The following is a 14,245-nucleotide window of genomic DNA, read 5'->3' on the forward strand; positions in this document are numbered from 1 at the left end:
CCGCGGGCGGGCGGTTGACTTCCGTATGGCATCCGAACTCTTCGCCCCCATCACCCTCCGTGGCACCACCTTCCGCAACCGTCTCTGGGTACCGGCGATGTGCCAGTACTCGGCCGAGAACTTCGACGGCATGCCGTCGACCTGGCACCTCGTCCACCTGGGCTCCTTCGCGCGCGGCGGTGCCGGCGCGATCGTCACCGAGGCCGCCGCCGTCGTCCCGGAGGGCCGCATCTCGCCGCAGGACCTGGGTATCTGGAACGACGAGCAGCGCGAGGCCTACCGCCCCATCGTCGACTTCGTGCACTCGCAGGGCTCCGCCATCGGCGTGCAGCTCGCCCACGCCGGCCGCAAGGCGTCGACTCCGCGCACCTGGGAGCCGCAGAACGGCACCCTCTCGGAGGCCGAGCACGGCTGGCCCGTCGTCGGGCCGTCCGCCATCGCGTTCGACGGCTACGACGTGCCCCGCGAGCTCAGTGCCGACGAGGTGCAGGGCGTCGTCGACGCCTTCGTCGCCGCCGCCGTCCGCTCGCAGCAGGCCGGGTTCGACTTCGTCGAGCTGCATGCCGCCCACGGCTACCTCATGCACCAGTTCCTGTCGCCGCTCAGCAACACGCGCACCGACCAGTACGGCGGATCGCTCGAGAACCGCGCCCGCATCGTGATCGACGCCGTCCGCGGCATCCGGGCCGCCACCGGCGAGGCCTTCCCGATCCTCGTCCGCTTCTCAGCCACCGACTGGGTCGAGGGCGGCTGGAACGAGCACGAGACCGCGACCGTCGCCGACTGGGCCCGCGCCGCCGGCGCCGACCTCTTCGACATCTCGTCAGGCGGAATCGCGGCGAACGCCGTCATCCCGGTCGGCCTCGGCTACCAGGTGCCGCTGGCCGCGTCGGTCAAGGCCGACGGGGGCGTCGAGACCGGGGCCGTCGGGCTCATCCTCACGGCCGAGCAGGCCGAGCAGATCGTCGCCTCGGGCCAGTCGGATGTCGTCTTCGTCGGGCGCGAGTTCCTGCGCGATCCGCACTTCGCGCTTCGCGCCGCGTCGGAGCTCGGCGAGGAGCTGCCGTACTACCCGCAGCAGTACCACCGCGCGCCTTTTCATCCCCAGCAGCGTCCCGCCGCCGCGCCGGCCCCTTCGACAGGCTCCGGGGCGTCCGGCGTGACGGAGGAACGCAGCCCTCTCGTCGAGGCCCGCGCCTGAGACCTCGCCCGCCGAGTGCGTGAAGATGCCCCCACGGAAGACTCCGCGGGGGCATTCTGTCTGCACTCGGCCGACTAGCTCCTCCGGGTGGCGTCCTGGACCTCGCCGATCAGCTCCTCGATGATGTCCTCCAAGAAGAGCACGCCCCGCGTGGTCCCCTCGGCATCGAACGAGCGGGCCACGTGCACGCCGACGCGACGCATGGTCGCCAGGGCGTCCTCGAGCTCGGTTCCCTCGTAGATCGAGATGAGCTGGCGGATCCGCTTCGGCGGCACCGGCTCGGAGAACTCGCCGTCGTCGAGGTCGATCACGTCTTTGAGGTGGAGGTAGCCGGTGGGCTGCCCCAGGTCGTCGACGAGCACGTAGCGCGAGAAGCCGCGCTGGGCGACCGCGCGCTCGACGTCGGCCGGAGTGGCGGCCTCGCTCAGCGTGACGAGGTCGACCATCGACACGGCCACGTCGGAAACCTTTTTCTCGGTGAACTCGAACGCGGCGGTCAGAGCTCCGGTCGTGTCACGGAGGACGCCCTCCCGCTGCGACTGCGCGACGATCGTCTGGACCTCCTCGACGGTGAACGCGCTCGTCGCCTCGTCTTTCGGCTCGACGCCGAACGCCCGGATGATGTGGTTGGTCAGCCAGTTCAGGGTGCGGATCACCACGCCGAAGATGCGGCCGACGAACACCAGCGGCGGCGCGAGCAGCAGGGCGGCGCGGTCGGGCACCGAGAACGAGAGGTTCTTCGGCACCATCTCGCCGAAGACCACGTGCAGGAACGACACCAGCACCAGCGTGATGATGAAGCCGACGGTGTCGACGGCGCCGTCCGAGATGCCGGTCAGATGCAGCGGCCCCTCGAGCAGGTGGTGGATCGACGGCTCGGAGACGTTCAGGATCAGCAGCGAGCAGACCGTGATGCCGAGCTGGCTGGTCGCGAGCATGAGAGTCGCGTGCTCCATGGCCCAGAGAGTGGTCTTGGCCGCGCGATTGCCCGCCTCGGCCTTCGGCTCGATCGACGAGCGGCGCGCCGAGATGACGGCGAACTCGGCGCCGACGAAGAAGGCGTTGCCGAGCAGCAGCACGACGAGCCAGACGATGCCCCACCAGTCGCTCATCGGCGGGCCTCCTTCGGGGCGTCGGCTCTCGTCGAGTCGGCATTGGGCGAGTCGGCGTGACGGCGGCGCTCCAGCGTGCGCTCGGCCATCGCGGCCTGCACGTCTTCGGCGGCGACCGAGTCGGTCACGACCTCGGGCTCGGACGTCGGGGTGAAGCGGATGCGGTCGATCCGGCGGCCTTCCAGGCGCTCGACCCGGAACTGGCCGTCCTCCGTCTCGACGGCGTCGCCGATGGACGGAAGCCGGCCGAGCTCGCTCATCACCCAGCCGCCGACGGTCTCGTAGGGGCCCTCCTCGGGCACCCTGACACCGGCGCGCTCGAGCAGCTCGTCGGGGCGGAGCAGGCCGGGGAAGGTCAGCCAGTCCCGCGAGCGCACGACGTCGACCCGCGAACGGTCGTGCTCGTCCGAGACCTCCCCGACGAGCTCCTCGATCAGGTCTTCGAGCGTGACGACGCCGGCCGTGCCGCCGTACTCGTCGACGACCACGGCCATCTGGTAGCCCTTGCCGCGGACCTCGGACAGCAGGCTGTCGAGCTTCATCGTCTCGGGAACCCGGATCGCCTCGGTCTGCAGGGCGCTGACCGGCACGTCGGCGCGCTTCTCACGCGGCACGGAGACGGCCTGCTTGACGTGGACGAGGCCGACGATGTCGTCGATGTCGTCGTCGGTGACAGGGAAGCGCGAGTAGCCGGTGCTGCGGGCACGCGCCAGCACCGTCTCGGCGCTGTCGGTGCGCGAGACGCTGCTGAGGCGCGGGCGCGGAGTCATGACGTCGGACGCCGTGTGCTCGCTGAAGACGAGCGTGCGGGCGAGCAGGGTCGCCGTGTCGAGGTCGAGGCTGCCCTCGAACGCCGAACGCCGGACCAGCGACGACAGCTCCTCGGCCGTGCGGGCGCCCGAGAGCTCCTCCTTGGGCTCGATGCCGATGCCGCGCAGGATCGCGTTCGCCGTGCCGTTGAGGAGCGCGACCGCGGGGCGGAAGACCATCGTGAAGCCGACCTGGAAGGGCATGACCAGCTGGGCCGTCTTGAGCGGCAGGGCCAGCGCGAAGTTCTTCGGGACCAGTTCGCCGATCAGCATCGAGATGAGCGTCGCGATGACGATCGACACGATGGGCGCGATGACGTCCACGATCTCGACGGGCCCGCCGAACTGGTGGAACGGGTCTTCGAGAAGCGTCGAGATCGCCGGCTCCATCGTGAAGCCGGTGAGCAGCGTCGTCAGCGTGATGCCGAGCTGCGCGCTCGAGAGGTGCGTCGACGTGACCTTGAGAGCGCCGATCGTCGTGCCCAGCCGCTTCTCGCCGCGGGCCTCGCGTGCCTCGAGGTCAGCGCGGTCGAGGTTGACCAGCGAGAACTCGCTGGCCACGAAGAGGCCGGTGCCGACGGTGAGCACGAGGCCGATGGCGAGCAGGATCCACTCGTTCACGAGTGCGACCTCCGCTCGGTGCCGGTCGAGAGGGGAAGGAAGGGCGGCTGTCTATGATCGTCGTCCATTGTCCGAGCAGTTTACCGGCCTCGTGCCCCGGCGCCAGGACCCGAGAGCCGAGAGTTCACCACGAGACGGGCAGCGCCTTTCCTTCTTCGTACCCCGCGGCCGACTGGATTCCGACGAGAGCCCTCTCGGCGAACTCCGGCAGCGTGCGCGCACCCGCGTAGGTGAACGACGACCGGACGCCCGACGTGATCATGTCGAGGAGGTCCTCCACCGACGGGCGCAGCGGATCGAGGTAGATGCGCGACGACGAGATGCCTTCGGCGAACAGGGTCTTGCGAGCCAGCTCGTAGGGGTCGAGCCTCTCGAAGCGCCCCTGGACGGCCTTGGTCGATGCCATCCCCCAGCTCTCCTTGAAGACCTTTCCCTCGGCGTCGGTCACGAGCTCGCCCGGCGCCTCGATGGTGCCGGCGAACCACGAGCCGATCATCACGCTGGAGGCGCCTGCTGCCAGGGCGAGCGCGACGTCGCGCGGATACCGCACGCCGCCGTCGGCCCAGACGTGGGCGCCCAGCGCCCGCGCGGCCTCGGCCGTCTCGAGCACGGCCGAGAACTGGGGCCGGCCGACCGCGGTCATCATGCGCGTCGTGCACATCGCACCCGGCCCGACGCCGACCTTGATGATCGAGGCACCGGCCGCGACCAGGTGCCGCACGGCCTCGGAGGTCACGACGTTGCCGGCCACGATGGGCAGGCCGAGGTCGAGCGCCGACACGGCCTTCAGGGCCGCGATCATCGCCTCCTGATGGCCGTGGGCGGTGTCGAGCACGAGCACGTCTACTCCGGCCGCGGCCAGGGCCCTGGCCTTCGTCGCGACGTCGCCGTTGACGCCGACGGCAGCCGCGACGCGGAGGCGTCCCGACGCATCGAGCGCGGGCTTGTAGAGCGTCGAGCGGAGCGCGCTGCGGCGGCTGAGCGTGCCGATCACGTGCCCCTGGTGGAGCACCGGCGCGAAGTCGAGGTCGGCCGCCACCAGCAGGTCGAAGGCCGCGCGCGGCCCGTCGATGTCGTCGGCGTCGAGCGAGGTGAGCGAGCCGTGCAGCAGGTCGCCGAGGACGGCGTCGCTGGACGCCTTCGCGAGGCTGGAAGCCGCGATGCACCCGACGTAGCCGCCGTCGGCCTCATGCAGCACGATGCCCTGGCCCTCGACCGACGGCAGCTTGCGCAGCGCGGCCTCGACCGTGTCGCCCGGCGCCATCGCGTACGGGGTGTCGAACACGACGGGCTGCGCCTTGACCCAGCGGATGGCGGCGTCGAGATCCTGCAGGTGCATGTCCTGCGGCAGCACGCCCAGGCCACCCCGGCGGGCCAGCGTCGCTGCCAGCCGCGGGCCGGTCACCGAGTTCATGTTGGCCGACACGATGGGGATCGTCTGACCCGTCCCGTCGCCGGTCTCGAGCGACACGTCGAGACGGCTGGTCACGCCGGATCGGCTCGGGACGAGGAACACGTCGGAGTACGTCAGGTCGTGCGTCGGAGTCGTCTCGTAGTACCTCATGACACTCAACCTATTCCCTGCACTTCCCTCCCACTCTCCCGAGGTCGAGCGATTAGTCTTGACAGGCACCGGTCGCAAGACCGTGACGGATCAACAATCAACGGAGAGTGGGCGATCGGCTGTGTCTAGCCACGTGACCGGAACGACCGACGAGGGTACTTCCGCAGGCAGTGCCGACGAGGTGTGGGGAGCCAACGAGTGGCTCGTGGACGAGCTCTACGAGCAGTGGGTGGCCGACAAGAACTCGGTCGACAAGTCGTGGTGGCCGGTCCTGGAGAGCTACAAGCAGGGCCAGGTCGCCCAGCCGAGCGCTCCCGGGGAGGCAGCGGCGGCCGCACCGGCGGCGGCGGCCGCACCCGCTTCGTCGGCCGCACCCGCACCCGCATCGGCACCCGTGTCCGCGGCCGCACCGGCGCCGGCCACGGGAACCTCGCCGGTCGTCTCGGCCCGCACCACCTCGGTCGCCCCGCGTCAGAAGCCGGTTCCCGCCGACGCGCCCGCTCCGTCGTCCGCTAAGAAGCCGCAGGGCGAGGAGCCCGCCGCCGAACCCGAGAACGTGGTCCAGCCCCTCCGCGGCATGTCGAAGAGCCTCGCGACCAACATGGACGCCAGCCTCACCGTGCCGACCGCGACGAGCGTCCGCACGATCCCGGCGAAGCTGATGATCGACAACCGCATCGTCATCAACAACCACCTCAAGCGCGCCCGCGGCGGCAAGATCTCGTTCACCCACCTCATCGGCTGGGCGCTGGTGCAGGCGCTCAAGGAGTTCCCGAGCCAGAACGTCTTCTACGACGTCGTCGACGGCAAGCCGTCGGTCGTGACGCCGGCGCACATCAACCTCGGGCTCGCCATCGACATCCCGAAGCCCGACGGCACGCGCGCACTGCTGGTGCCGGGCATCAAGAAGGCCGAGACGCTCACGTTCGCCCAGTTCCTGAGCGCCTATGAAGACATCGTCAAGAAGGCGCGGGCCAACAAGCTCACGGCCGACGACTTCGCCGGCAACACGATCTCGCTGACCAACCCGGGCGGCATCGGCACCGTGCACAGCGTGCCCCGCCTGATGAAGGGCGCAGGCGCGATCATCGGCGCCGGCGCGCTCGAGTACCCCGCCGAGTTCCAGGGCTCGTCGCCGAAGACGCTCGTCGAGCTCGGCATCGGCAAGACGATCACCCTCACGTCGACCTACGACCACCGCGTCATCCAGGGCGCCGGATCGGGCGAGTTCCTCAAGATCGTGCACGAGATGCTCATCGGCCAGCGGGACTTCTACGACGAGATCTTCCGCGCCCTGCGCATCCCCTACGCGCCGATCAAGTGGAACCCCGACATCAACGTCAACCTCGCCGAGCGCGTCGGCAAGACGGCGCGCGTGCAGGAGCTCATCAACAGCTTCCGCGTGCGCGGACACCTGATGGCCGACATCGACCCGCTCGAGTACCGCCAGCGCACCCACCCCGACCTCGAGATCGAGAGCCACGGGCTCACCTTCTGGGACCTCGACCGCGAGTTCGTCACGGGCGGCTTCGGCGGTCGCGCGTCGATGCTGCTCCGCGACGTGCTCGGCGTCCTGCGCGACTCGTACTGCCGCACGATCGGCATCGAGTACATGCACATCCAGGACCCCGAGCAGCGCCGCTGGGTCCAGCAGCACGTCGAGGTGCCCTACACGAAGCCGACCCACGACGAGCAGATGCGCATCATGGGCAAGCTCAACGAGGCCGAGGCGTTCGAGACCTTCCTGCAGACGAAGTACGTCGGGCAGAAGCGCTTCAGCCTCGAGGGCGGCGAGTCGGCGATCTCGCTGCTCGACACCGTCATCCAGGAGGCGGCGTCGGCCGGCCTCCAGGAGGTCGCGATCGGGATGGCGCACCGCGGCCGCCTCAACGTCCTGACCAACATCGCCGGAAAGACCTACGGCCAGATCTTCCGAGAGTTCGAGGGCACGCAAGACCCCAGGACCGTGCAGGGCTCGGGCGACGTCAAGTACCACCTCGGCACCGAGGGCGAGTTCACGAGCGCGTCGGGCAAGACGATCCCCGTGTACATCGCCGCCAACCCGTCGCACCTGGAGGCCGGCGACGGCGTCCTCGAAGGCATCGTGCGGGCGAAGCAGGATCGCGGCGCCCCGCTCGCCTTCGCCGTGCTCCCGATCCTGGTCCACGGCGACGCGGCCATGGCCGGCCAGGGAATCGTCGTCGAGACGATGCAGATGTCGCAGCTGCGCGGCTACCGCGTCGGCGGCACGATCCACATCGTCATCAACAACCAGGTGGGCTTCACGACGTCGCCGTCCGAGGGGCGCTCGTCGATCTACTCGACCGACGTCGCCAAGACCATACAGGCGCCGATCTTCCACGTGAACGGCGACGACCCCGAGGCCGTCGCCCGTGTCGCCGAGCTCGCGTTCGCCTACCGCCAGGAGTTCAAGCGCGACGTCGTGATCGACCTGATCTGCTACCGCCGCCGCGGGCACAACGAGGGCGACGACCCCTCGATGACCCAGCCGCTCATGTACAGCCTCATCGAGGCGAAGCGGTCCGTCCGAACCCTCTACACCGAGGCCCTCGTCGGTCGCGGCGACATCACGCAGGAGGAGTACGAGGGCGCGCACCGCGACTTCCAGGACCGCCTCGAGCGCGCGTTCGGCGAGACCCACGCCGCCCAGACCGGCTCCATCCCGGTCATCACCGACGGCAGCGCCGTGGCCGACCTCGAGCGCCCCAAGGCCCAGCAGGACGACACCGGCGTCACCGGCGAGTCGTTCGCGACGGCCATCCCCGACGACCTGGTGCGGGCCATCGGCGACGCGTTCGACAACCCTCCGGCCGGATTCACCGTGCACCCGAAGCTCACGCAGCTGCTGAAGAAGCGCGTCGAGATGACCCGCTCGGGCCAGATCGACTGGGCGTTCGGCGAGCTCCTCGCCCTGGGCTCCGTGCTGACCGAGGGAACGCCCGTCCGCATGGCCGGCCAGGACACCCGTCGCGGCACCTTCGTCCAGCGCCACGCCGTGCTGCACGACCGTGAGAACGACCAGGAGTGGATCCCGCTCCAGAACATCGCCGACAACCAGGCGAAGCTCTGGATCTACGACTCCCTGCTCTCGGAGTACGCCGCCATGGGATTCGAGTACGGCTACTCGGTCGAGCGCGCCGACGCCCTCGTGCTCTGGGAGGCCCAGTTCGGCGACTTCGCGAACGGCGCCCAGACGATCATCGACGAGTTCATCTCGAGCGCCGAGCAGAAGTGGGGGCAGCGCTCCAGCGTCGTGCTCCTGCTGCCGCACGGCTACGAGGGCCAGGGCCCCGACCACTCGTCGGCCCGCATCGAGCGGTACCTGCAGCTCTGCGCCGAGGACAACATGACGATCGCGCGCCCGTCGACGCCGGCGTCGCACTTCCACCTGCTGCGCCGCCAGGCCTACGCGCGCCCCCGCCGCCCCCTGGTCGTCTTCACCCCGAAGGCGATGCTGCGACTGCGCGGGGCGACCAGCGACGTCGAGGCGTTCACGAGCGGCCGGTTCGAACCCGTGCTCGACTGCACCCGCGTCGGCGACAGGTCGGCCACCAAGCGGGTCGTGCTGCATTCGGGCAAGGTGCACTACGACCTGCTCGCCGAGCTCGACAAGCGCGAGATCGGCGACGAGATCGCCCTGGTGCGCCTCGAGCAGCTCTACCCGCTCCCCCTCGATGAGATGCGCGGTGTGCTGGACGCCTATCCGAACGCCGAGCTCGTCTGGGCTCAGGAGGAGCCCGAGAACCAGGGCGCGTGGCCGTTCATCGCGCTGGAGCTCGCTCCGAAGCTCGGCCGTACGATCACGGTCGCGTCGCGCCCTGCGTCCGCGGCGCCGGCGACGGGCTCGCCCAAGCGCAGCGCCGCGGAGCTCGCCGATCTGGTGAACCGCGCACTCACGCTGTAGTCGACGAAGACCACACCGCGGCGCAGACGGCAGGGAGCCTGACGAGCGGCAACGACGCGGGAGCGCGGCGGCGGTGCGACGGCTGCGGCCCCTGGTATTCGAGGGGGCCGCCGCCGAGCCGGCTAGCCGAGCTTGGTGTAGCGGGTGCCGCTCTCGTGGTACCCGCGCTTCTGGTAGAAGCGGTGCGCGCTGTCGGTCGCCGCGGCTGAGACGGCGGAGAGCGCGAGGGCGCCGTGTCCGTGCGCCCACTCCTCGAAGTGGGTGAGGAGCTGCGACCCGAGCCCATCGCGGCGGACGTCGGTGCGGACCACGAGCAGCAGGAGCTGCGCGGTCGGCCGGTCGGCGTTGTAGGCCCACATGACATGGGCGCCGGCGACGGCGCTGACGCGACCGGCGGAGTCGCGGACCACCCAGGTCTCGTGGCCGGCCTCGGGGGTCAGCCGGGCCAGCCGGGACGACAGATCGTCTCGATCGAGCGAGTAGCCCAGGGTGCGGATGAGGTCGACTACGTCGTCGAGGTCGTCAGGGGTGGGTGCGCCCAGGGGCTCCACGGTGGCGGTCATGAAGCGAAGCTACAGGACACGCGCACGGTGTGACGAACGGTCGCTTCGCAACCCGCAGGAGCGTCAGTGCGCCTGGAGATCCCTGATCTTCGTCAGCACCTGCAGACGCAGGTCTTCGGGTGCCGTCTCGCGGCAGGCGCGCTGGACGGCCTCCGTCATGACGACGTTGACGTGGAACTCGCTCGAGCAGTCGGCGCAGCCGTCCATGTGCTCGCGTATGTCCTTCGCGTCGTCACGGGCCAGCTCGTTGTGCAGGTACTCTTCGAGCTCGGCCTTGGCTTTGTCGCAGCCGCAGTCGGTCATTTCTTCTTCCCCTTCGTGGATGATGCACGGGTCGTCTTCTCGGGCACGACGATGCCGCGGTCGCGGGCGTAGTCGCCCAGCAGATCGCGAAGCAGTCGGCGCCCGCGGTGCAGTCGGCTCATCACGGTGCCGACCGGCGTCTTCATGATGTCGGCGATCTCCTGGTACGAGAATCCCTCGACGTCGGCCAGGTACACGGCCAGTCGGAAGTCCTCCGGCACCTTCTGGAGAGCCTCTTTGACGGCGCTGTCGGGCAGGTGGTCGATGGCCTCGGCCTCGGCCGAGCGCGACGTCGTGGTCAGAGTCGCCGAGGTGGCGCCGCCCATCTGCCAGTCCTCGAGCTCGTCGATGGTGCCCTGGTAGGGGTCGCGCTGCTTCTTGCGGTACGTGTTGATGAACGTGTTCGTCAGGATCCGGTACAGCCAGGCCTTCAGGTTGGTGCCCTGGGTGAACTGGCCGAACGCCGCGAACGCCTTGACGTAGGTCTCCTGGACCAGGTCGGCGGCATCGGCGGGATTGCGCGTCATGCGCATGCCGGCGGCGTACAGCTGGTCCATGAACGGCAGAGCCTGCTCCTCGAAGAGAGCGCGCGTCTCGTCGACGCTGCGCTCGGCAGGAGCGGTGGGGGTGGAATTCGCGGCTGCGCCGTCGGAGGTGCTCATCAGGGCCAATTCTAGGTCGACCATGACGGGGGCGTCAGCGAAAGTGGTCGTTGCCATGCCGCGACCTCCCGGGGTGCGTGTCGATGCTTGCATTACCCTTGACAACCGATGCAGGTATTCAGGTATTCCGGTCCCGAGTTCAACCCCTACGGCGATGGCGCACGCGAGTCCGAAGACGGCTCGACCGTCGACGAGGGGTTCTGGGTCGCGCCCACGGTCACCGGCCCGGTGCGGGCGACGCTCTCGCTCCCCGGCTCGAAGTCGCTGACCAACCGCGAGCTGGTGCTGTCGGCTCTCGCGTCCGAGCCGTCGCGGCTGCGCCTGCCGCTGCATTCGCGCGACACCTCCCTCATGGTCGAGGCCCTGCGCGCCCTGGGCACCTCGATCACCGAGGTCGAGAACGGCGAGCCGTTCGGCCCCGACCTCGAGATCGTCCCCGCCGCGTTCACCGGCGGCGTCTCCGTCGACTGCGGCCTCGCTGGCACCGTCATGCGCTTCCTGCCCCCTCTCTCGGGCCTCGCGACCGGCCCGGTCACGTTCGACGGCGACGAGGCGGCCCGGCGCCGCCCGATGCGCACGACGATCGACTCGCTCCGCGGCCTCGGCGTCGAGGTCAGCGACGAGGGCCGCGGCACCCTGCCCTTCGTGGTCCAGGGCACCGGCGAGGTCGCAGCGGCCACAGTCGCCATCGACGCCTCCTCCTCGAGCCAGTTCGTGTCCGGTCTCCTGCTCTCCGCCCCGCGGTTCGCCGACGGGCTGACCCTCCACCACACCGGGGAGACACTCCCGAGCCTCCCCCACATCGAGATGACCATCGACGCCCTGGCCGAGCGCGGCGTGACCGTCGAGACTCCCGAGGTCGGCACGTGGGTCGTGCCCGCGCGGCCGATCGCCGGGCGCGACGTCACGATCGAGCCCGACCTGTCGAACGCGGCGCCCTTCCTGATCGCGGCACTCGTCGCCGGCGGCAGCGTCTCGATCCGCCACTGGCCGACCGAGACGACCCAGGTCGGCGCCGACCTCGAGACGCTGCTCCCGCTCTGGGGTGCCACCGTCACGCGCGACGGCGACGTGCTCACCGTCGACGGCGGCGACGGCCTCGTCGGCGGCAGCGCGCTCCCCGGCGTCGACATCGACCTCTCGCGCGGCGGCGAGCTGGCCCCGGCGCTCGTCGCCCTCGCGGCACTCGCCTCCGGCCCCAGCACCCTCATCGGCATCGGCCACCTCCGCGGTCACGAGACCGACCGTCTCGCGGCCCTCGTCGCCGAGATCAACGGGCTCGGCGGCCGCGCGACCGAGCTGCCCGACGGCATCCACCTCGAGCCCGCACCGCTCCACGCCGGCAAGTGGAAGACGTACGGCGACCACCGCATGGCGCACGCCGCCGCGGTGATCGGCCTCGCCGTGCCCGACATCGAGCTCGACGACGTCCGCGTCGTGTCGAAGACGCTCCCCCAGTTCGTCAAGCTGTGGAACGACCTCCTCGGCCGCAGCGTGTCGGTGTCTCCGGCCTCCGATCTGCTGGGCTTCCTGTGATCTGTCGCGGCACGGCCGGAGCGGGTCTCCGATGAGCTGGTGGTCGGACGGCGACGAGGCCGACGACGAGGAGTACTCCGAGTACGACGAGTCGTCCGTCCGGGTGCGCCCCAACCCCAAGGCCAACCGGCCCCGCACCAAGCAGCGCCCCGCCTACGCCGAGGCCGAGGAGGGCGTCGTCTGGACGGTCGACCGAGGCCGTTACGGCGTGCTGATGGACGCCGGAACGCCCGAGGAGCGCGAGATCACGACGGCGCGCGCCCGAGAGCTCGGCAAGAAGTCGGTCGTGACCGGCGACCGCGTCGACGTCGTCGGCGACACGACCGGCGCCGAGGGCTCGCTGGCCCGCATCGTCCGCGTGCACGAGCGCACCACCCTCCTCCGCCGCAGCGCGGACGACACCGATGCCGTGGAGCGCGTGATCGTCGCCAACGCCGACCAGATGCTCATCGTGGTGGCGGCTGCTGATCCGGAACCACGGCCGCGCCTGGTCGACCGCTACCTCGTGGCGGCGTTCGACGCCGGAGTGCAGCCGATCCTCTGCATCACGAAGACCGACCTCGCCGACCCCGAGCCCTTTGCCGCCCACTTCTCCTGCCTCGACCTCCGCGTCGTGACGACCTCCTCCACGAAGTTCACCGAGCAGGAACTCGCCGAGCTGCGTTCGATCCTCGACGGCCACGTCACCGTGACCGTCGGTCACTCCGGCGTCGGCAAGTCGACCCTCGTCAACGCGCTCACCGGCTCGAACCGCGCCGTCGGCGTCGTGAACACGGTCACCGGCCGTGGCCGCCACACCTCGTCGTCCACCGTGTCGTTCAAGGTGCCGTCGGGCGGCTGGATCATCGACACGCCGGGCGTCCGGTCGTTCGGCCTCGGCCACGTGAACCCCGAGAACATCCTCCAGTCGTTCGCGTCGCACGCCGTCTTCCCCGACGGCTACCGGCCCCGCGACGGCATCCCCCTCGATCAGGCGCACGACTGGGAGATCGTCGACCGCGTGGCGGCGGGCGAGCTCGGCCAGGTCGGGCGCGAGCGCATGGAGTCGCTGCAGACGCTGCTCGGAAACCGGGGCTCGTCGGTCGGCTGACCCCCCGCCGATACGCTGGGGAGGTGACCGACTACGCAGCCGACCTCGACCTCGCCCGCCGGCTCGCCGACGCCGCCGACGCCATCAGCCTCGCCCGCTACCGGGCCGCCGACCTCGACGTGTCGCTCAAGGCCGACCACACGCACGTCACCGACGCCGACCGGGCCGTCGAGGCGACCCTCCGCGATCGACTCGCGAAGGAGCGCCCCGGCGATTCGTTCTACGGCGAGGAGGGCGGCACGACCGGCGAGAGCTCCCGCCAGTGGATCGTCGACCCGATCGACGGCACCGCCAACTTCCTGCGCGGGGTTCCCGTCTGGGCGACGCTGATCTCGCTCGTCGTCGACGGCACGCCGGTCGTCGGCGTCGTGAGCGCTCCCGCGCTCGGACGGCGCTGGTGGGCGTCCCAGGGGCGGGGCGCATTCAGCGACGCCGGGCCCGTGCGGGTCTCGGACGTCGCGACGCTCGACAAGGCGTCGCTCAGCTACAACGGCCTGCAGTACTGGATGAAGGCCGGCCGGGTCGAGCAGCTCCTCGTCCTCGCCGAGCAGGTCTGGCGCACGCGCGCGTACGGCGACTTCTGGTCGTACATGCTCGTCGCCGAAGGAGCCGTCGACATCTCGGGCGAGTTCGACCTGCAGCCGTACGACATGGCGGCGCTCTATCCGATCGTGACCGAGGCCGGCGGGCGCTTCGGCGGGATCGACGGCGGCGACGGTATCTGGCACGGAAGCGCGCTGGCGACGAACGGGCTGCTGCACGACGCCGCGGTGCGGGCCGTCGCGCCGTAGGCCCCGGCTGGCAGTTCCTGCGCCCTGCGCCTCTCAGGCTCTCGTCCCTCCTGGGGACTTTCTGGGAG

The 14,245-nt window shown here is 70.3% G+C and carries 11 protein-coding genes; 5 read left to right on the forward strand and 6 right to left on the reverse strand.

Translation table 11 applies throughout. The features are described 5' to 3' along the window. Nucleotides 1–25: 25 nt before the first annotated feature. Nucleotides 26–1,201 carry an NADH:flavin oxidoreductase/NADH oxidase gene (locus EDF46_RS03655; RefSeq protein WP_123504891.1) on the forward strand — a complete coding sequence of 392 codons (1,176 nt, stop codon included), beginning with the start codon at nucleotides 26–28 and terminating at the stop codon, nucleotides 1,199–1,201. 74 nt (nucleotides 1,202–1,275) lie between these two features. On the opposite strand, the gene EDF46_RS03660 is transcribed toward EDF46_RS03655, so the two are convergent. From EDF46_RS03660 to EDF46_RS03670, 3 genes are all read right to left on the reverse strand, one after another. Further along, nucleotides 1,276–2,313: a hemolysin family protein gene (locus EDF46_RS03660; protein WP_123504892.1), complete on the reverse strand. Its 1,038-nt coding sequence runs from the start codon at nucleotides 2,311–2,313 to the stop codon at nucleotides 1,276–1,278. Further along, a complete protein-coding gene (locus EDF46_RS03665; RefSeq protein ID WP_123504893.1) occupies nucleotides 2,310–3,743 on the reverse strand; it encodes a hemolysin family protein in 1,434 nt (477 codons plus the stop codon). The genes EDF46_RS03660 and EDF46_RS03665 overlap by 4 nt, the downstream gene beginning before the upstream one ends. A gap of 124 nt (nucleotides 3,744–3,867) precedes the next feature. After that, nucleotides 3,868–5,307 (reverse strand): GuaB1 family IMP dehydrogenase-related protein, encoded by a 1,440-nt coding sequence (locus EDF46_RS03670; protein WP_123504894.1) that lies wholly within the window; start codon nucleotides 5,305–5,307, stop codon nucleotides 3,868–3,870. A 121-nt stretch (nucleotides 5,308–5,428) separates the two neighbouring features. On the opposite strand from EDF46_RS03670, the gene EDF46_RS03675 reads away from it, so the two are divergent. Beyond that, complete coding sequence (locus tag EDF46_RS03675; protein WP_199738181.1) at nucleotides 5,429–9,232, forward strand: multifunctional oxoglutarate decarboxylase/oxoglutarate dehydrogenase thiamine pyrophosphate-binding subunit/dihydrolipoyllysine-residue succinyltransferase subunit; 3,804 nt, start codon at nucleotides 5,429–5,431, stop codon at nucleotides 9,230–9,232. 122 nt (nucleotides 9,233–9,354) lie between these two features. Here EDF46_RS03675 and EDF46_RS03680 read toward each other — a convergent pair whose 3' ends face one another. From EDF46_RS03680 to EDF46_RS03690, 3 genes are all read right to left on the reverse strand, one after another. Further along, the gene (locus tag EDF46_RS03680; protein WP_123504896.1) at nucleotides 9,355–9,795 is read right to left on the reverse strand and encodes a GNAT family N-acetyltransferase; all 441 of its coding nucleotides are present in this window, start codon (nucleotides 9,793–9,795) and stop codon (nucleotides 9,355–9,357) included. 63 nt (nucleotides 9,796–9,858) lie between these two features. Further along, a complete protein-coding gene (locus tag EDF46_RS03685; protein ID WP_123504897.1) occupies nucleotides 9,859–10,098 on the reverse strand; it encodes a zf-HC2 domain-containing protein in 240 nt (79 codons plus the stop codon). Then, the gene (locus EDF46_RS03690) at nucleotides 10,095–10,817 is read right to left on the reverse strand and encodes a sigma-70 family RNA polymerase sigma factor (protein ID WP_123504898.1); all 723 of its coding nucleotides are present in this window, start codon (nucleotides 10,815–10,817) and stop codon (nucleotides 10,095–10,097) included. Before EDF46_RS03690 ends, EDF46_RS03685 begins: the two co-directional genes overlap by 4 nt. Before the next feature lie 51 nt (nucleotides 10,818–10,868). On the opposite strand from EDF46_RS03690, the gene aroA reads away from it, so the two are divergent. From aroA to EDF46_RS03705, 3 genes are read left to right on the forward strand one after another with little or no spacing between them, the layout of a single operon-like run. Next, nucleotides 10,869–12,296, forward strand: a complete 1,428-nt coding sequence (aroA, locus tag EDF46_RS03695; RefSeq protein ID WP_123504899.1) for a 3-phosphoshikimate 1-carboxyvinyltransferase — start codon at nucleotides 10,869–10,871, stop codon at nucleotides 12,294–12,296. 31 nt (nucleotides 12,297–12,327) lie between these two features. Then, nucleotides 12,328–13,386 carry a ribosome small subunit-dependent GTPase A gene (gene rsgA / locus EDF46_RS03700; protein ID WP_123504900.1) on the forward strand — a complete coding sequence of 353 codons (1,059 nt, stop codon included), beginning with the start codon at nucleotides 12,328–12,330 and terminating at the stop codon, nucleotides 13,384–13,386. 23 nt (nucleotides 13,387–13,409) lie between these two features. Next, complete coding sequence (locus EDF46_RS03705) at nucleotides 13,410–14,177, forward strand: inositol monophosphatase family protein (protein WP_123504901.1); 768 nt, start codon at nucleotides 13,410–13,412, stop codon at nucleotides 14,175–14,177. Nucleotides 14,178–14,245: the final 68 nt, after the last annotated feature.

It is taken from the genome of Frondihabitans sp. PhB188, assembly GCF_003752365.1.
Lineage (GTDB): Bacteria > Actinomycetota > Actinomycetes > Actinomycetales > Microbacteriaceae > Frondihabitans.

Bases quoted from the DNA above. Each gene is read 5' to 3' on its own strand.
- EDF46_RS03655 (WP_123504891.1), top strand. From the start codon at position 26: ATGGCATCCGAACTCTTCGCCCCCATCACCCTCCGTGGCACCACCTTC.
- aroA (WP_123504899.1), top strand. From the start codon at position 10,869: ATGCAGGTATTCAGGTATTCCGGTCCCGAGTTCAACCCCTACGGCGAT.
- EDF46_RS03690 (WP_123504898.1), bottom strand. From the start codon at position 10,817: ATGGCAACGACCACTTTCGCTGACGCCCCCGTCATGGTCGACCTAGAA.
- rsgA (WP_123504900.1), top strand. From the start codon at position 12,328: ATGAGCTGGTGGTCGGACGGCGACGAGGCCGACGACGAGGAGTACTCC.
- EDF46_RS03660 (WP_123504892.1), bottom strand. From the start codon at position 2,313: ATGAGCGACTGGTGGGGCATCGTCTGGCTCGTCGTGCTGCTGCTCGGC.
- EDF46_RS03670 (WP_123504894.1), bottom strand. From the start codon at position 5,307: ATGAGGTACTACGAGACGACTCCGACGCACGACCTGACGTACTCCGAC.
- EDF46_RS03680 (WP_123504896.1), bottom strand. From the start codon at position 9,795: ATGACCGCCACCGTGGAGCCCCTGGGCGCACCCACCCCTGACGACCTC.
- EDF46_RS03685 (WP_123504897.1), bottom strand. From the start codon at position 10,098: ATGACCGACTGCGGCTGCGACAAAGCCAAGGCCGAGCTCGAAGAGTAC.